At 70.5% G+C, this 17,199-nt stretch carries 17 protein-coding genes; all 17 read right to left on the bottom strand.

From position 1 onward, the window contains the following. Positions 1 to 124: 124 nt before the first annotated feature. On the bottom strand, positions 125 to 1,243 hold the full coding sequence (locus MPE_RS22070) for a glutathione S-transferase family protein (protein WP_011831850.1): 1,119 nt from the start codon (positions 1,241 to 1,243) through the stop codon (positions 125 to 127). An 11-nt stretch (positions 1,244 to 1,254) separates the two neighbouring features. Further along, complete coding sequence (locus MPE_RS24805; protein ID WP_237706438.1) at positions 1,255 to 2,274, bottom strand: transposase; 1,020 nt, start codon at positions 2,272 to 2,274, stop codon at positions 1,255 to 1,257. A gap of 499 nt (positions 2,275 to 2,773) precedes the next feature. Continuing rightward, complete coding sequence (locus MPE_RS22065) at positions 2,774 to 3,394, bottom strand: hypothetical protein (RefSeq protein WP_011831848.1); 621 nt, start codon at positions 3,392 to 3,394, stop codon at positions 2,774 to 2,776. Next, positions 3,391 to 4,119, bottom strand: a complete 729-nt coding sequence (locus MPE_RS22060; protein WP_049820971.1) for a 2'-5' RNA ligase family protein — start codon at positions 4,117 to 4,119, stop codon at positions 3,391 to 3,393. Before MPE_RS22060 ends, MPE_RS22065 begins: the two co-directional genes overlap by 4 nt. After that, on the bottom strand, positions 4,119 to 4,670 hold the full coding sequence (locus tag MPE_RS22055) for a histidine phosphatase family protein (protein WP_011831846.1): 552 nt from the start codon (positions 4,668 to 4,670) through the stop codon (positions 4,119 to 4,121). The genes MPE_RS22060 and MPE_RS22055 overlap by 1 nt, the downstream gene beginning before the upstream one ends. Beyond that, positions 4,667 to 5,437, bottom strand: a complete 771-nt coding sequence (gene cobS / locus MPE_RS22050; protein ID WP_237706437.1) for an adenosylcobinamide-GDP ribazoletransferase — start codon at positions 5,435 to 5,437, stop codon at positions 4,667 to 4,669. Before cobS ends, MPE_RS22055 begins: the two co-directional genes overlap by 4 nt. A gap of 29 nt (positions 5,438 to 5,466) precedes the next feature. Continuing rightward, positions 5,467 to 6,525 (bottom strand): nicotinate-nucleotide--dimethylbenzimidazole phosphoribosyltransferase, encoded by a 1,059-nt coding sequence (gene cobT, locus MPE_RS22045; protein ID WP_011831844.1) that lies wholly within the window; start codon positions 6,523 to 6,525, stop codon positions 5,467 to 5,469. A gap of 3 nt (positions 6,526 to 6,528) precedes the next feature. Beyond that, positions 6,529 to 8,040: a cobyric acid synthase gene (locus tag MPE_RS22040; protein ID WP_011831843.1), complete on the bottom strand. Its 1,512-nt coding sequence runs from the start codon at positions 8,038 to 8,040 to the stop codon at positions 6,529 to 6,531. After that, on the bottom strand, positions 8,037 to 9,068 hold the full coding sequence (locus MPE_RS22035; RefSeq protein ID WP_112185775.1) for an aminotransferase class I/II-fold pyridoxal phosphate-dependent enzyme: 1,032 nt from the start codon (positions 9,066 to 9,068) through the stop codon (positions 8,037 to 8,039). The genes MPE_RS22040 and MPE_RS22035 overlap by 4 nt, the downstream gene beginning before the upstream one ends. After that, positions 9,065 to 9,967 (bottom strand): adenosylcobinamide-phosphate synthase CbiB, encoded by a 903-nt coding sequence (cbiB, locus tag MPE_RS22030; protein ID WP_011831841.1) that lies wholly within the window; start codon positions 9,965 to 9,967, stop codon positions 9,065 to 9,067. Before cbiB ends, MPE_RS22035 begins: the two co-directional genes overlap by 4 nt. Continuing rightward, positions 9,967 to 10,533, bottom strand: coding sequence for a cob(I)yrinic acid a,c-diamide adenosyltransferase (gene cobO, locus MPE_RS22025; protein WP_011831840.1), 567 nt, complete (start codon positions 10,531 to 10,533; stop codon positions 9,967 to 9,969). Before cobO ends, cbiB begins: the two co-directional genes overlap by 1 nt. A 20-nt stretch (positions 10,534 to 10,553) precedes the next feature. After that, positions 10,554 to 11,357, bottom strand: coding sequence for an ABC transporter ATP-binding protein (locus tag MPE_RS22020; RefSeq protein ID WP_011831839.1), 804 nt, complete (start codon positions 11,355 to 11,357; stop codon positions 10,554 to 10,556). After that, a complete protein-coding gene (locus MPE_RS22015) occupies positions 11,354 to 12,415 on the bottom strand; it encodes a FecCD family ABC transporter permease (protein ID WP_011831838.1) in 1,062 nt (353 codons plus the stop codon). The genes MPE_RS22020 and MPE_RS22015 overlap by 4 nt, the downstream gene beginning before the upstream one ends. Continuing rightward, positions 12,412 to 13,287, bottom strand: a complete 876-nt coding sequence (locus tag MPE_RS22010) for an ABC transporter substrate-binding protein (protein ID WP_041930428.1) — start codon at positions 13,285 to 13,287, stop codon at positions 12,412 to 12,414. The genes MPE_RS22015 and MPE_RS22010 overlap by 4 nt, the downstream gene beginning before the upstream one ends. 65 nt (positions 13,288 to 13,352) lie before the next feature. After that, entirely contained in the window at positions 13,353 to 13,934 is a 582-nt protein-coding gene (locus MPE_RS22005) for a bifunctional adenosylcobinamide kinase/adenosylcobinamide-phosphate guanylyltransferase (RefSeq protein ID WP_011831836.1), read from the bottom strand. Beyond that, positions 13,931 to 15,289 (bottom strand): cobyrinic acid a,c-diamide synthase CobB, encoded by a 1,359-nt coding sequence (locus MPE_RS22000; protein WP_011831835.1) that lies wholly within the window; start codon positions 15,287 to 15,289, stop codon positions 13,931 to 13,933. The genes MPE_RS22005 and MPE_RS22000 overlap by 4 nt, the downstream gene beginning before the upstream one ends. A 47-nt stretch (positions 15,290 to 15,336) precedes the next feature. Beyond that, positions 15,337 to 17,181, bottom strand: coding sequence for a TonB-dependent receptor domain-containing protein (locus MPE_RS21995; RefSeq protein ID WP_011831834.1), 1,845 nt, complete (start codon positions 17,179 to 17,181; stop codon positions 15,337 to 15,339). Positions 17,182 to 17,199 lie beyond the last annotated feature (18 nt).

The raw sequence follows: 17,199 nt of genomic DNA, 5'->3' as shown, positions 1-17,199 counted from the left end.
CATCTGCGCGCCGCGCATGCCGGAGCCTGCAGCGGATGCTCATGGCGCTTGCGATCGGCTCGCTCGACCCACGCGTTCATCGGCGGCGCCTCGCGTCGGCTCGACCGCGACTGTAGCGCCGCCGTCAGGTCTTTCGGTTGAGGCCGTAGGAGCCAAAGTAGATGACATATACCAGCATGACGTAGATCATCAAGTCGACCCAGGTCAGCGGGTCGCCACCGAAGCCTGGGGCGATTTCTTTCTCGTTGAGGACCTGGACCGCGAACCACCGCGTGTAGCCCACGAACGTGGCGACGGCCAAGCCGAACGTGACGACGAGGCGCACCACTCTGTTGGCCGCCGGACCGAGATTGAGCGGAGGGTTGCCCGCCACGTTGGCCCAGAAGATCAGCCAGAACGACATGAACACGCCCAGGTGCGCCGGCCAGATGTTGATCGCGGCGCCAAGCGCCGTCTGCGCTTCCACCGGCATCAGGAAGCCTTTGAGCAACGCCAGAAGGAAGAAGTAGATGGCGGTGCCGATGATGAAGTTGCCGACCAAGGCGGCGAGCGCGGTCTTCGCCCGTGACCCGAGCTTGCTCCATGGCCAATTATCCAGGATGAGGAACGTGGTCAGCCACGACACGATCACGCTGTAGAACCAGCCGATGACGGTTGTCAGCGGCAGCACGGTTCGTTCCGGCGATGTCCAACTGGCGAGGTTCGGATAGATCAGCACCAGGTAGCCGAAGAAGGTGAGCACGAAGCCGAAGAGAAAGCCGCCGATGCCGACCCACGGCTGCTTAAGGCCCAGGTCGACCCAGGGCCAATGCCCCATGCTCGTGCCGAGGATGCCCCAGGTGTAGAAGCCGATAAGGACGATCATCGTCGTCGCGGTATAGCCGCCCTTGCCGATGTCGAAGGCGGGGTCAAGGGCCCCGTAGCCGTGCAGCAGGACGCTCGGGACGACCACCGCCAACGCGGTCGTGAGCAGGAACCACGTTACGCCGCCGATCGGCTGAGGCAAGTGACCGAGCCCCCACAGCTGCCCAAGAAAGCCGAAGAACACGACGAACAGGATCGACCAGAACAGCACCACGCCGAACGGCTGCGGATAGGTCTTCCATACCGCTCGAGACGGGTCGGCGAACAGGGCCCAGATAAGGTAGCTGCCCACCGCAATGACCAACAGGCTCATCACCGAGAAAGTGACGGGTCCGAGTTGCAGGCCGGAGGGCGGCTTCTGCTGCGTTTGCGTGTCCATGAGGTTGTCTCCTACTCGTGCGACGCTCGGCGGAGCAATGGTGCCCATATCGACGGTCCTGCTGAACTTTCGATCGGGGCTGCCCGCGGCCGCGCCTCTAGAGGGTGGCAGGCGCGGGAACTATGGCCTCGGCGGACAAATCGCAGCCGAGCGCGTTGTCCGGCTCGGACAATGACTTCGCCGCCAGTGGGACATTCCAAAGCGTTGCGAAAGAAGAAGACGGAGACAACGCTCTTGCAGCTCGCGTAGGTCCGCGGCTCCGTCGTCGCTTCGATCAAGGCCAAGGGATCTCGGCGCACGAGCTGCTGCTGTTGCAGCCGGTGCCGGCGTATGACCGCCCTCGGCGGATCGGCAGATGCCGAAGCTGTGTCGCGGCTGGTGTACGTGGCTGTCGACCTGACCGGTGCCGGCATCGGATAGGTCGTCCTCGTCGCGCACGGCAGCGCCGCCCGCGTCGAGCGCGAGGGCCAGTCGGTGCCACCGATGCCGCCGTTGTCGCAATCGTCGATTCGGTGCAGTTCGACGGCCGTACGACTTTCACCAAACCGTGACGACGCTCGCGTCGCGCAGCCCGCGCTTCGCGCGCCCCTCAAGGGGGCACCGCTGGCGGCCCGGCAGAGCCGGATCCGCGGTGGTCGCTTGCTGCGTCGGTTTCGTATGAGCCAGGCCTCGTAGTCCCGATCCGCCGGCGCGGGCCAGACGATCTTGACCGTCGTCCCGGCCCGGCGCAGCTCGATCCGGATCTCGCCATCGACCGTCGGCCCCGACAGGGCCAGTGGAACGAACTGCGCCGGCGGTACTGGCGGCGGATCGGGCAATGGCTTCGCAACACGAGGGTGCGGCACCGGCTCCTTGTGCTCGGCGTCGATCGCCCACTTGCGCAGCATGTTGGCGTTCAGGCCGTGTGCCAGCGCCGCTGCGGTGATCGAGACGCCCGGCCTCAGGCATTCCTCGATCACCGTCGCCTTGACCTTGGCGCTGTGTTGGCGTCGGCGCCGACGACCCATCAGATCCACGCCGTAAGTGTTCACGTGTCCGCCTCTCCTGTCGCGGACACATGTTCACTATCCGGGCCGCTTCAGTTCAAGCTGTGTTCCCCAGGCGTACATGGACGCCCTCGGTTTGCCAAGCTACCAGCGCGCTGCTGCACGAAGGAAGAGAATGCAACCGTACATCCGGATTTCCGATGCGAGACGAGCTCGCTGTCCCTGATGGGTTCTGCTGGTCGGCGCCTCGATCGCTTACACGCACTCTGGGTGCCTCGTCCGGCGCGGGTTGTGCCAACCGCGGTCTGTAGTGAAACGGACCTCTGTGCCGGACGCCGCAGCGCAATTGGATGCCCGCTTCGTGCGTCGCGGGTCGCGCGAAGCGCGGTGGGGCAACTGATTCAAGCGGATTGTCCCGCGGCTTTCGTCTTCTGCTTGGCGTCCAGTCGGCGCGGTTACGACGCCTTCAGCAAGCGCCTGATGGCTGCGAGCGATCCGGTACCGCTGTGCCGGACCTGGCACTCGTCGTACCGGTGCTCGACGCCTACAGGGCAGGCCTGTCGCGCCAGGCAGCCGTACGCGCAGGGCGAGGCTTCAAAGAGCCGCTGGCGGTGCAGGCGTTCATGTCCATGGTCCCCGAGTCGAGCGCAGAGGCTGGGCACGTCCCGATGCACGGCTTGGCGGTGCAATCGACGCATGGATGCCCGTGGTCTTCGACCGGTGAAGCCGGAAGTTCCGAGTCCACGATGATCGCTGCGCGGTAGGCAAACCAGCTGCCCCACCTGGCATCGATGCCCACCATGAACGGGGATGGATGGTGCCAACCCGCGAGCGTCCCGAGGCGCTGGAGACCAACGTGCCGGTTGGCTGGTAGTCCCCTGGGGTAGACGAAGCGAATCCGCGTATGGGGCAGCGCAAGGGCTGCCCATTGCTCGACCACGCCTATCGTGTAGGAGTCGATCGGATGCACCGGGTCGGTTGCATGCTTCTGTACGCGCTCCCACAGGAGGCGCCCAGCGTGTCCGAGGAGGATGAGCTGACGTTCGTGCTGGCCAAGGTCCAGCGGCGCAAGCAGGTCCGGCGGGAGCCGTGCGAGATCGAAGATGTGCTGCCGGTTCAGCCCGGCCTGGTCCCGCATGGACTTGAAGGGAATCATGATGATCATGCCTGCTCGAGTTGACCCGCTCCCTGTCCGAACATTCGTCGCAGCCGCTTGCCGTCGACGACATGCGCCAGCCGGCGCTCAAGATCGAATCGAATCAGGGTTCGCAGGGGACCGGCAATCCGGGTGCTGTCGTAGCACATCCAGTCGACCGAACGGACTCGCAGGGCAAGGGGGGATGGGCAGGGAGTCGAACGCAGGCGCGCCTCGATCTCGGCCAACGGCCACGCGCCGGCATAGAGGCCGGCGGTGACGTGCGGCACATAGTGTGTCCGGTCCCAGGTCGGCGCGGCCCGTTCCCAGAGGGATCGAATGCGGGTCAGGCTGCCCGCAGCATCCTCGACCGAGAGGCATGCGGCGGACGTGAACGTGAACGGCTCGCCGACGTGCACGTCGAACGCGACGATGTCCGACTGGACAAGAGCGCCGATCTGCACCTTGAGTTCGTCGACCGCGAAGTCGTCGTTCCGGCGTGCCGTCGTCGTGGGGAAGCCGCACACGTGCACAGTGATGTGCGGCTGCCGCTCGTAGCCGCGCAGCAGGTGACCGTCGAGGGCGGTTCGAACATGTCTGAGGCGCACGTCCAGGGCTGGATCCTCCAGCGCGAGGGCCCATACCGCGAAATGGGGCCGGCCCAGGTGCCATTCGGAGAAGTCTCTTTGCTGGCTCGCGATCGTGCAGTCGCACTCTGGTGCCGTGACGGCCGGTTGCGGGTCGGCGCGACTCATCATGCGATCCGCTGCCATTCAAGGTCGATCCGTTGCCCGTGGCGCGGTGGAGCCGGCCACTGCTCGCTCTTCGGCCGCGCGCCGCCTTGATCGCGCACCCACAGCGCGGCGGAGAGCCAGCCGCCGTGCGTTACCAGCAGCCGTGCCTCGCCGGGATCGAAGGACCGCACTCTCCGCAGCACCAATGCGACGGGCTCGCCGCCGCCCGGGGCATGGTCCACGAAGTCGGCGCACCAGGCGTCGATCGCCTTGGGCGCAACGGCCGTCCAGGGTTGTCCGTCCCACTCGCCGAAGTTCGCTTCGACGAGCGCGGGGTCGATCCAGTGTCGCCAGCCCCAGCGTAACAGCCAGCGCCCCACCGCTCGGCAGCGTTCCAGCGGCGAAGTGACGACGATGCAGGGCAGGCCGTGGCGGCGGGCGAAGGCGCGGATCCGGTGCGCCTGCCGCTTCGCACGCCGGGCATCGACGCGCAGGTCCGTCCGCCCGATGCACCGGCCTTCCGCCCCGATCGCTGCGGGGTGTCGCCATGCGTGCAGCTGCAGCCCGCTCATCCCGACGCCGACGCGGCGAACGACAGCAGGACGGCGACCTCGCCGAACTGTTCAGCGGCGCCCAGGGTGTCGCCGGTGTAGCCACCCAGGTGACGTCGAAGCCAGTGGCGCAACATGAGGACCATGCAGCCCAGCGCCAGTAGCGAGGCACCCGCCGCGATCGGCGATGCCTGTGTCCAGGCCGCGAATGCCAGCGTGAGCAGGCCGACGGCGACAGCCCATGCCGCATCGATGCCGGGTACATCGCGCGCCACGCTGCCCGCCTTGGCCTGCGCCGCATCACCCTCCTCAGTGCGCGCATAGGGCAGGGCCGCCATCAACGCCACTGCAGCGCTGCGCCCGCTCGCGTGGGCGGCGATCAGGATGACGGCGGCCGCCGCCGGATCGCGTGCCATCAGTTCGGCTAGCAAAAGCGTACGCAGCAGCAGCGACAGCACGAGCGCCACGGCGCCGTAGGTGCCGATGCGCGAATCCTTCATGATTGCCAGCGCCTTGTCGCGCGGGGCGGCGCCCAGCAGCGCGTCGAAGGTGTCGGCCAGTCCGTCCTCGTGGAAGGCCGCGGTGAGCCACACGGTGGCGGCCACCGCCAGCGCGGCCGCCACGGTAGGCGGCCAGAGCCGACTGGCAGCCAGCGCGATGCCGGCGCTGAAGGCCCCGATCAGCACGCCCACGAGCGGAAAGTGCCGAACCGCCCGGCGCATCTGCGCGGGGTCGAAGCCGACCCACGCCGGCACAGGCACGCGGGTCAGGAACTGCAGCGCCAGCATGAAGAGCCTCAGCTCTCGCACCAGCATCGTCATGGCGTGCGCTGGCTGACCCCGGCCGAGGCGAAGCTGGCCATCTCGGCCAGCACGCGGCAGGCGGAGTCGAGCAGCGGCCATGCCAGCGCGGCGCCCGAGCCTTCGCCGAGTCGCAGGTCCAGGTCCAGCAGCGGCTGCACACCCAGGCGCTGCAGCCAGTGCGTGTGCCCGGTCTCCTGCGAACGGTGCGCGAAGACGCAGTGGGCGAGCACGGCGGGCTGCAGCGCGGCCGCCACCGCCACGGCGGCTGTCGTGATGAAGCCGTCGACCACGATCACGCGCCCGCTCACCGCAGCCTGCTGCACCGCGCCGACCATGGTGGCGATCTCCAGGCCACCGAGTGCGGCCAGGGCCTGCAGCGGCCGCGTCGCCTGGGCGTTGGCCTCCAGTGCCTCGGCCAGCACCGCGCGCTTGGCGGCGAGGCCTGCATCGTCGAGACCCGTGCCACGGCCGGTGCACACCTGCAGCGGCGCGCCGGTCAGGCGGGCCATCAGCAAGGCGGCCGCCGAGGTGTTGCCAATGCCCATCTCGCCCAGCAGCAGCACGTTGCCGGGCAGCGCCGCGACGAGGCGGCGGCCCTGCAGGATGGCGGTGCGGCATTGCGCCTCGCTCATCGCCGGGCCGCGGCTTGCATCGGCAGTGCCGTGCTCGGCGCCAGCCGTCTTCAGCCGCACCAGCATCGGGTGAGCCTCGAACTCGGCGGCAACGCCGCAGTCGGCCACTGTCAGGGCCAGGCCGTGCTGGCGCGCCAGCACCGACACGGCCGCGCCGCCGGTCAAAAAGTTCAGCACCATCTGCCGCGTCACCTCGGCCGGGTAGGCCGAGACGCCGCGCGCGGCGATGCCGTGGTCGGCGGCGAACACCACCAGCTGCGGTGCGAACAAGGCGGGCTGGTCGGTGCCGAGCGCGACCGCGAGCTGAACGGCCAACGATTCGAGCCGGCCCAGCGCGCCCAGCGGCTTGGTCTTGGCATCGAGCGCCGCCTGGACATGCTGACGCCGGGCGGCGTGGTCAAGAGTGGGCAGAGGCAGGGTGGTGTCGAAATCGGAATCCATGGGTCAGCAGTGAAAGAGTGCGCGCAGCGTGGCCGCGCCGAGATGGGTGTCGATGAAATCCGCCAGGCCGTCGAAAGTGGCGTCCAGCGTGCCCACCTGCTGGCCGAAGAGGGCGCGCAGCACCGCAGCGTCCTCGAACAGCCCGTGGGTGGCGATGCCGAGCACGTTGTGCCGGTCCGGTTGCCCCGGGTCCGCGGCGGCCGACCAGCCGATCGGCAGGCCCTCGGCATCGTGCAGCGCCAGCGTGGCCGCGGAGGCGGCGCCTGCGATGGACTGCGTGCGTCCGCAGCGGATCTCGTAGGCGGGCCAGCGTCGGGACGACAGCGCCTGCCACGGGTGGGCCAGAGGCGCGAACTGCACCGGCGCGGCCCGCAGCCGCTTGGGCGCGGCATAGCGCGTGGCCAGCGGCAGCAGGCCCAGGCCCGGCAGCGGGCCATGGGCCTCTCCGTCCACGCCATCGGGGTCGTCGAGCAAGGCACCCAGCGCCTGCAGGCCGCCGCAGATGCCCAGCACCGGCCGCCCGGCGCGGGCGTGCCGCACGATGGCGGCGTCCAGGCCCCGCGCTTTCAGCCAGGCGAGGTCACCGCTGACCTGCTTGGAGCCCGGCAGCACGATCCAATCGGCGCCGTCCAGGTCGCCCGCGCTGCGCACCCAGCGCACCGATGCCACGGCGGCCAGTGGCTGGAATTCGTCGAGGTTGCTCAGCTGCGGCCAGGCGACGATGGCCACGCGCAGGCCACCGGCCGGGCCCGACGCCGCGCCGTACAGCCCGTCCTCCTCCGGCAGCCCATGGTCGCGGTTCATCGGCAGCACGCCCAGCACTGGCACGCCGGTCAGCGCCTGCAGGCGATCGGGCCCGGGTGCCAGCAGTGCCGCATCGCCGCGGAACTTGTTGAGCACGAACCCGGCAAGACTGGTGCGCAGGTCGTCGGGCAGCAGCGCCCAGGTGCCGTGCAGGTGGGCGAAAGCGCCGCCTCGGTCGATGTCCACCACCAGCAGTGCCTGCAGGGTGGCGATCTCGCGCGCCCAGCGCGCCGTGCCGAGGTTGACGTAGTCCTGCGGCGCGAGGTTGATCTCCGCCGGTGAGCCGGCCCCCTCGATCACCAGAACCTCATGCCGCGCGGCCATGCGATCGAAGCTCTCGCGCGCGGCCCGTGCCAGCCGGGCGCTGCGTTCGCGCCAGGGCATGCGCGACAGCGCGGCGTCGACCCGGCCCTGCACCACCACCTGGCTGGCCGTGTCGCGCTCGGGCTTGAGCAGCACGGGGTTCATGTCCACCTGCGGCGCCGCGCGGGCGGCCAGCGCCTGGAAGTACTGGGCCGAGCCGATCTCGCCCACTTCCGCGTCCGATCCGTGCGCGGCCAGCGGCACGACGCGGGCGTTGTTGCTCATGTTCTGGGCCTTGAACGGCGCCACGCCCAGGCCCTCGCGCGCGGCCCAGCGGCACAGTGCTGTCGCGAGCAGACTCTTGCCGGCGCCGCTGCTCGCACCCCAGACCATCAGGGCGGTCTTCATGGCAGGCCCCCGTCGAGCAGGTCCAGTGCGTGCATCAACGCGTCCTGTGCCGAGGGCGCTTGCGCCGAGAGGCGCCACCAGCCCGGCAGGCCGAACGAGGTCGCGTCGCGTACCGCGACGTGGTGCCTGCGCAGCAGCGATGGTGCCACGGGGCGCGGTGGGCGCACGATGACGTACGGCGTCACGCTCGGCCGCACCTCGAAGCCGCGTGCCGACAGGCGCCGCAGCAGGTCCGACTTCCATGCCACCAGGGTGGTGCGTGATTCGGCCACCCAGGCGTGCACGTCGGGCGTGGCCCAGGCCAGCAGCATGGCCTCGGCGTGGGCCGACAGCGGCCACGACGGCGCCGCAGCCTCCAGCGCGGCTCGGCAGGCCAGCACGTCGTAGCCGGCGCCACCGCGATCTCGTGGCGCGACCGCGTAGGCGCCGCGCACGCCGGTCAGGCCCAGCGCCTTGTTGGGGCTGTGCAACACGAAGACCGCATCGCGCGCGGATGCCGTCCACGCCGACGCTCCCTGAAGCCGTAGCGGCGCGTACACCGCGTCGAGCACGGCGGGGCAGCAATAGGAGTCGTCACGGGCGACAGCGCCGTCCTGGCCCAGCGGACTCGTCGGATCGGCGTGCCAGCGCAGCGTGCACTGCGACGGCGTGCCCGGGACCTCGACATCCTGGGGGACAAAGGGGCGGCCCCACGCCGCGGCGGCCGCCGCGTAGTCGCCATACGCGAAGCGGGGAACCCGCACGGCACCGGGCCAAAGCCGAGCGGTGACCGCGGTGACACGCTGGATGAATTCGCTCGCACTGGCGGCGGGCAGGATCCGCGAAGGCTCGACGTCGTGCAGTGCCCCCAGCGCCTGCCGGACTGCCGTGGCGGCCGGGTCGGGGTAGCGCGTCGCGTCGGCTGCCTGCACGGCTGCGAGCGCGGCCGGGCACGGTCCCGCCGCGTTGGCGCAGGTGGAGAAGTCCCAGCGCGCGGCACCGTGTGCGTCGGCACCGCCGTGGACGCGGGCGGCCGTACCGGGGCTCACCACAAGTTCACCTTGAGCACGACCAGCAGCAGCGCAGCCGCGATCGCCCCGCGTGCCGCCCCCTCGCCGACCGTCAAGGCATTCGTCAGTGCTGCGGCATCCGGCGCCGGGGCCTGCGCGTTCAAGGCATAGGCGCCCGGTTTGCCGAGCCGGACCCCGATGCGAAACGCCATCGCCGCCATCGGCCAGCCGCCGTTGGGCGACGGCGTCAGCGGAGCCTCGCGCGTGAGACGAGCCACGCCCACGCTCGGCCGCCACAGCAGCAACGCCGCCAGGCGCGCGGGCACATAGCCCATCACGTCGTCGGCCCGCGCCGCCCATTTGCCGGCCCATTCCCAGGGGCCGCGATAGCCCCACATCGCATCGAGCGTATTGGCGGCGCGCCAGGCCCAGGCACCGGGCAGGCCGGCGACCAGGAACCAGAACAGCGGCGCGACCAGCGAATCGTTGAAGTTCTCGGCCAACGTTTCGATGGCCGTCTCGCGCACCGCAGCCGCGTCGAGCTGGGTGACGTCGCGGCTGCACAGCCGGGCGACGCGGGCTTGGCCTTGTTCGAGCCCCTGCCCGAGCGCCGCTTCGACGGCGCGCACCTCGTCGTTCAGCATCCGCCACGCGAATGTCGGCTTCAGTGCCGCGGCGAGCAGCGGGATCGCGATCCATGCCGGCGCTGCCCCGGCGGCCTGCTCCACGGCGAAGGCCGCTCCTGCGACAGCGGCGACGAGGCTGCACCACAACACCGCACCGGCCGCGAAGGCGGCAGGTGCAGCCCAGGAGTGCACACGACGACCCAGAGGCGCGGCGATGCGGCCGAACCAGGCCACCGGGTGCCAGGCCGAGCGAGGCTCGCCGAAGCGACTGTCGATCAACCAAGCCAGGGCGAGCGCGGCGGCGGCGACCATCAGTCCTCGATGCCCCGCTGCGCCGGCACGCCCTGCTGGTGGTGGTGCCTGACCAGCGTCATTTCGGTGACGGTGTCGGCCAGATCGATCAGCTCCTGCGGCGCATCGCGGCCGGTGAGCACCACATGCACATGGGCCGGCCGCTCGCGCAGGCAGGCCAGCACGGGCTCCAGCGGCTGCCAGCCGTATCGCAGCGGGTAGGTGATCTCGTCGAGCACGACAAGAAAGTGCTCGCCGGCCCGGATGGTCTCCTCGGCGCGTGCCCAGCCGTCGCGGGCGAGCTGGGCGCTGTGCTCGAGGTCACGGCTCTTCCAGCTGAAGCCGTCGCCCAGACCCTCGATCGGGATGCCTAGCTGCTCGAACATGCGGTGCTCGCCGAAGCGGGCCGAGGGCACTTTCATGAACTGGTAGATTTTCACCGGCATACCGCGGCCGTGCGCCCGCAGCGCCAGGCCGAAGGCGGCCGTGCTCTTGCCCTTGCCGTGGCCGGTGTGCACGAGGATCAGGCCGCGGCGTTCGCCTTCGGCCTTCGGACTGGGTGCGGTGGGTGGCTTGACGATGTCCATGGGCGGGTGATCCGGGCGACTCAGGTGGCGTCCAAGGCCAGAGCGACACGCGGGCGGCCCTGGGCGTCGGACTCGATGCGGATGGCGCCGCCGAAGACGCGCACCAGCGCGGCCTGCACGGCCGGATCAGTGGGCGGGCCGTCGGCCTGCAGCGTGCCCGCATCCAGCACCAGCAGGCGATCGGCCTGCAGTGCGATGGGCAGGTCGTGCAGCACGCTCAGTACCGCGCGCGGCGCCGAGCGGTCGTGTGTCAGACGCCTGAACAGGCGGGCCAGAGCCACCTGGTGTGGCGCATCGAGGTGGGTGGTCGGCTCGTCGAGCAGCAGCATCGGCGCCTCGGTGGCCATTACCCTCGCCAGCAGCACCCGCTGGCGTTCTCCGCCGGAGAGTTCGTGCAGCCGCCGGTGCTGCCACGGCAAGCTCTCGGTCAAGGTCATCGCGCGGTCGACAGCCTTGCGGTCGGCCGCGACCGGCGTGCCCAGCAGACCGAGACGGGCGATGCGGCCGAGCTCGACTGTCTCGCGCACAGTCAGCTCGCCGGTGACCTCGCCCTGCTGCGCGAGCCAGGCCAGCACGCGGGCGCGGTCGGCGGGCGCGGTCCGGTGCAGATCCAGCGGCTGGGCCGCCGCGCCCGGGTTCAGGAAGACCTGCCCCGCCGCCAAGGGCTGTAGTCCTGCGAGGGCCCGCAACAGCGTCGACTTGCCGGCACCGTTCGGGCCGACGAGTGCGGTCCAGCCGCCGCCGATCCCAAGACTCACGGCATGCAGCACGTCGCGGCGGCCCAGCCGGACGCCCACGCCCAGCGCCTGCAGCGTCGGGTTCATGAGGCGGTCCTCTGCTTGAGCAGCCAGACCAGATAGCTGCCGCCGAGCACGGCGGTGACCACCCCGACGGGCAGTTCTTCCGGGGCGATCAGAGCGCGCGAAATGACGTCGGCCCACAGCAGGATTGCGGCGCCCATGCCGGCGCTGGCCACCAGCAGCCAGGCGTGCGTGCCCGGTGCGCGGCGCCGCACAAGATGTGGGGCGACCAGCCCGACGAAGGCGACCAGCCCGGCCTGCGAAACCGCCAGCGCCGTGCCCAGGCTGAGCATCAGCACCAGGGCCAGTCGCACTTTCCCGAGGTTCAGGCCGAGACTGGTGGCGCTGTCCTCGCCAAGCGTCAGCGCATCCAACGCTCGGGCATGCCGCTGTGCCAGCACCAGCAGCAGCGTCAGGCCGGCGAGCATCAGCGCCAGCGCGTTCCAGCCGAGAAAGCCGGTGCTGCCGAGCATGAAGGCCTGCTTGCCGCGCAGCGCGTCCGGCGAGACGACCGTGATGAGGTCGCTGACGGCTCCCAGCAGCACGCCGATCACCACGCCGGCCAGCAGCAGCCGCAGGGTGTGGACGGCGCCACTGGCCAGCGTCAGCGTGAGCGACACCCCCGCCAGCGCACCGACGAACGCGGCGGTGACAATCCCTACGCGCTCGATCCAGGCCACGGTGGCTAGGCTGATGGTGGCGCCGCCCAGTGCGGCGGCGGCAAGCACCAGCACCACCCCCAGCCCCGCGCCCGCCGCGCTGCCAAGAAGGTAGGGGTCGGCCAGCGGGTTGCGGAAGACGCCTTGCGCGATCGCGCCGGACAGGCCTAGCAGCGCACCCACCAGCGCGGCACCCAGCGTCCGGGGTGCGCGGATCTGTCCGAGCAGGAGCGCGGCGTCGTTGCCGTTGAGGTCCGCCCAGAAGTCCCTGGGCGCGAAGCCCGTCGAGCCGGTGGCCAGGCCGCAGGCGAGGCCCACGACGATGGCCAGTGCGATCCCGGCCGCGAGCCGGCGGCGTGCCTCTGCGTCGCCCATCGCTGCGTCGAACGCCGGCTGGTTCGTCGAGACAAAGGACATGCTCATCGGGTCGCCGTCGTCCCGAGCCGCGCCAGGCAGTCCGCCAGCAGACCGGCGGCTTCACCCATGCGCGGTCCGGGCCGGATCAGCATCTCGTACTGAGGCGTCTCGAAGCCGCACAAGCGCCGCTCACGCACGGCAGCCAGGGCATTCCAGCCGGGGCGTGCCATCAAGGCCGACTGCTCGCGCTGCACGCCCATGATGAGGTCGGGCTTGGCGCGCACAACGTACTCGGGGTTCAGCTTCGGGAAGGGACCGAGGTCCGGCGGCGCGATGTTCGCCAGCCCCAACCGCGCCAGGGTCTCGCCGATGAACGAGGTAGTGCCGGCCGCATAGGGGCCGCCGCCGATCTCGAAGTAGACGCGCCGCCCGCGCAGCGAGGCCGGTACCCGCCCCGCCGCGGCATCGATCTCGCGCGCCAGGCGCGCCCACACCCGGGCCCCTTCGTCGGGGTTGCCGAGCAGGCGGGCGACGAGGTCGAGCGTGCGGCGCACGTCGGCGTGGCTCTCCGACTTCAGGCGCACGACGGAGAAGCCGAGCGCTTCGAGCCGCTCCATTGCGCGCGACGAGGTGGAGGCCAGGATGAGATCGGGCTTGAGCGCCGCGATGGCCTCGATCTGCGCATCGTCCAGCCCGCCCAGGTGCGGCAGCTTCGCGACCTCGGCCGGCCAGTTCGAGTACCGGTCCACGCCCACCAGCCGCGAATCGACGCCCAGCACCCAGGCGGTCTCGGTGAGCGACGGCAGCATGGTCACGATGCGCTGTGGCGGCGCGGCGAGGCGGTGCTCGGTGCCGCGGTCGTCTCGAATCTGAATGGGCTGGGCCGCTGTCCATGAGGGAACCAACGCCAAGTGCAGCCACAGCAGCAAACGCAACACGGCGCGAGGCTGCGGCGTCTTCTCGATGGACTGTGTGGAGGACCAAATGGGCGGTTCAGTACGGATCAAGTTTCGTCCTTCACGCTCAGTTCACAGCCGGCCACCATCAAGGTCACGCGGCCGCAGAGCCCGGCCACGGCCTGGTGCAGCAGACCCAGCGTGTCTATGAAGTCGCGCGCCTCGCGCGACATCGGCAGCACCCCCAGGCCGATCTCGTTGGACACCAGCACGATGGGAGAGGCGCTCTCGCGCAGGGCCGACAGCAAGGCCTCCCGTTCCTGGTGCCAGAGCGCGGCTGACGCGACCCGTCCGGGCGGCGGCATCAGGATCTGGGTCAGCCACAGCGTCAGGCAGTCGACCACGATGAGGAGTTGCGGGTCCGACAGACCCTGCAGGGTGCCGCCGAGGGCATCCGCCGCTTCGACGGTCTGCAGTTGAGGAACGCGGGCCGCACGGTCCGCGCGATGCCTCGCGATGCGCCGGTCCATCTCCGCGTCGCCGGTGACCTTGCCGCGCAGCGCCGTGGCCACCAGCGCCGCGCGCCGGTGGCCGCCTTCGCCCAGCCATCTGGCGGCACGGCTTTCCGCGGTGCGCGACTTGCCGCTCTTGGCGCCGCCCAGGATCAGTTCATGTCGTGCCTGCGTCATGGCCGGAACGGCGAGGGCATGTCGAACAAACGGGCGGCCGCGGCAGGTGACGAGGCGAACCACGGGTGGAACCAACTCGCGCGCAGGCTGCCAAGCTCGTAGACCGCCTCGCCGTCGCCGTCGCCGTCGCCGTCGCCGGCGGCTGCGGACCGGCGCTGCGGCGTGGTGAAAGAGGCAGGCTCGAGCGTCGTCTCGAAGCGGGACCAGTGGAAGCTGTGCCCGCGCAGTGGCATCGCCTCTGCCGCGAGCGGCATCTCATGCGGACCCAAGGCCGCGAGGCGCCGCCCCAGCACGGCGGTGCCCGGCAGCAGGCCCCACATGGCGTGCGACCGGCCCGTGGCGTCGACCAGGCGCTCGGCCAGCACCATGAGCCCGCCGCACTCTGCCCACAGCGGCTTGCCCGACTGCACGTGTGCAGCAATCTGCGCGCGCAGCCGGGCGCATTCGGCCAGCCGCGCCGCATGCAGTTCGGGATAGCCGCCCGGAAGCCACAGTGCGTCGCAGGGCGGCAGGGAGTCGCCGGCCAGCGGGGAGAAGAACACCGGCCGCGCACCGAGTTCGCGCAGGACCTCGAGGTTGGCCGCGTAGATGAATGCGAAGGCTGCGTCGCGCGCCACGGCGATGCGCCGTCCGGCCAGGGGCCGCCGGCAAGGCGCCGGCTGCGGGGCCTGCGGTGGCTGCCACCGAGGCCAGGCGGCGAGTTCGCGCCCCAGGGGCTGGCCCGCAACGGCATCTGCGGCGGCATCGAGCCTTGCCCGCGTGTCCGCTGCTTCGGCGGGCATCGTCAGCCCCAGGTGGCGTTCGGGCAGAGCGACGGTGTCGCTGCGCGACAGTTGGCCCAGCCACGGGCCGCCGTCGTCGGGCCGCGCCGGGTCCAGCGCTTCGCGCAACATGTCGGCGTGCCGGGGGCTGCCCACCCGGTTGGCGAAGACCCCCGCCCACGGCAGGGCATGCCGCCAGTGGCGCAGGCCATGCGCCACGGCGGCGAAGGTACCGGCCATCGCACCGGCGTCGATCACCGCCGCCACCGGGATGCCGAAGCGCTGCGCCAGGTCCGCGGCGCTGGGCTCGCCATCGAAGAGGCCCATGACGCCTTCGACGATGATGAGGTCGGCCTTGCTGGCGGCAGCGGCCAGGCGCTGCGCGCAGTCGTCGGGGCCGTTGATCCACAGGTCCAGGGCGTCGACCGGGCGGCCGCTCGCCGCTTCCAGCCACATCGGATCGAGGAAGTCGGGACCGCACTTGAAGCAGCGCACGCGCCGGCCCTGCCGTGCGTGCAGCCGCGCCAGTGCCGCCGCCACCGTGGTCTTGCCCTGGCCGGAGGCCGGGGCGGCGATCAGCAGGGCGGCGGCCATGTCGACAACTCGAGTGACTGTCAGGCGGGGGGTCGGGTCGCGATGGCTCAGAGCGACCAGCGCAGCGAGACCTGGCCGTTGCGGCCGGCGGTCGCGTAGTTGCGCGCCAGCTCGTAGGGCTTGTCGCCGAGGTTGTCGATGCGCGCCTCGAGCGACAGCCCCGGGTTCAGCTGCGTGCTGACGTAGAGATTCACGAGGCCGAAGCCACCGAGCACCTGGGTATTGGCCGCGCTCTCGTATCGCAGTCCCGCAACCTGCACTTCGGTGCCCACCGTCCAGCCTGCCAGCACCGTCTTGGCACCGAAGGTCGCCAGCCGCTTGGCGCGACGCCTCAGCACCTTGTCGGTGTCGAGGTTGCGCGGGTCATGCCAGTCCAGCGAACCGCGCAACACGACGCCGCCCAGTGCGGTGCGGCCGGCGAGCGTCACGCCTTCCAGTTCGGCGCGGCCGACGTTCTGGTAGCAGCCAAAAGTGTTGATGCATGGGCCCGGCGAACCGAACACGATCAGATTGGTGACCTTGTTGCGCCACGCCGTCAGGCTCGCTTCGCTGCCCGCGGCAGCCCAACGCAAGCCCAGTTCGACATTGCGACCGGACTCGGGCACGAGGCTGGCCACGCCGTACTCGCTGAAGCGCTGGTACAGGGTCGGCACGCGGAAGGACGTGGCGGCCGCGGCCGTCACGCGCCACCCAGCCAGGAACTTCCAGCCCCAGGCGAGGCTGCCGGTGGTCTTGCCGCCGAACTCGTTGTCGTCGTCGCGCCGCACATGGGCCTGCACGCCGTGGTCGCCGAAGTCGCCGCGCCAGCCCAGGCCGATGGCGTCCTGGTGACGCTTGCCGCCGAAAGCCGAGCCGAACGCGGTCGCGGGGTTGAAGAGCTTGTCCTCGCGCCGTTCCAGCGTGCCGGTGAACACGTTGCCGCCGACCTTCTGCTCGTGCAGCAGGGTGTAGTCGTTCAGCGTTGTCTCGGTCCGGTAGAAGCTCGGCTGGGTCTCGTAGGTGCTGCGGGTCTGACCGACCTGCAGACGGGTCGTCGAATCGGCGTTCCAGCGGCCCTGCCAGGCCACGTTGCCGGTGCGCAGCGTGTGGTGGTTCTCGTCATTGGTTGTGGCCGAGCCGTCGTAGCCCGACTTCAGGTTACTGGCGAGCAGGGAGGCATCCACGCGATGCTCGGCGTTGATCTGATAGCCCACGCGACCCTGCACCGAACTGCGCTTCCAGCCGTCCTTGTCAGGGTTGTGCCCGAAGGCGCCGGGCTTCGTCGCGTCGAATCCGTCGCTGCGGCCGTGGGCTGCCGACAGCGAGTAGTTCAGCGCATCGGCCGAGCCGCTGACGCCAACCTGGCTCTGGACGGTGTTGTATGAGCCGACGGTCAGCGACGCCGTCGGACGCGCAGATCCCTGGCCGCGCTTTGTGAAGAGCTGGACCACGCCCGCGACGGCGTCCGAGCCATAGATGGCTGCGGCTGGTCCGCGCAGGATCTCGATGCGTTCGATCTGGTCCAGCGGGACCTGCTCCCACACGGCACCGCCGGTGGATTGGGAGTCCACGCGCACGCCGTCGATGTAGACGGCCGTGTGGCGCGTCTCGCTGCCGCGGATGAACACGCTCGTCGAGGTGCCGGGGCCGCCGTTGCGCGTGATCTCGATACCGGGCTGCCGCGCCAGCAGATCAGCCACGCCGGTAACGCCTGCGCGCTCGATCTCGTCGCGGTCGATGACGGTGAGATCGGCCAGCACCGTGGACAGCGGCTGCGGCGTTCGGTTGGCGGTGATGACCACCCGTTCGAGCGCGGTCGGCGGCGCCGACTGAGCCATGGCAACGGGGGAAAGGGCAAAGGGAACGAGAGCGGCAGCGACACGCTGCACGCAGCCGAAGGACGAGGAAGTCATGACGGAGACACGGACCAA

The organism is Methylibium petroleiphilum PM1 (assembly GCF_000015725.1).
In the GTDB taxonomy this organism is placed as follows: Bacteria; Pseudomonadota; Gammaproteobacteria; order Burkholderiales; family Burkholderiaceae_C; genus Methylibium; species Methylibium petroleiphilum.
The sequence above is the reverse complement of the archived record's forward strand: the minus strand, read 5'-3'. Positions and strand labels throughout refer to the sequence as shown.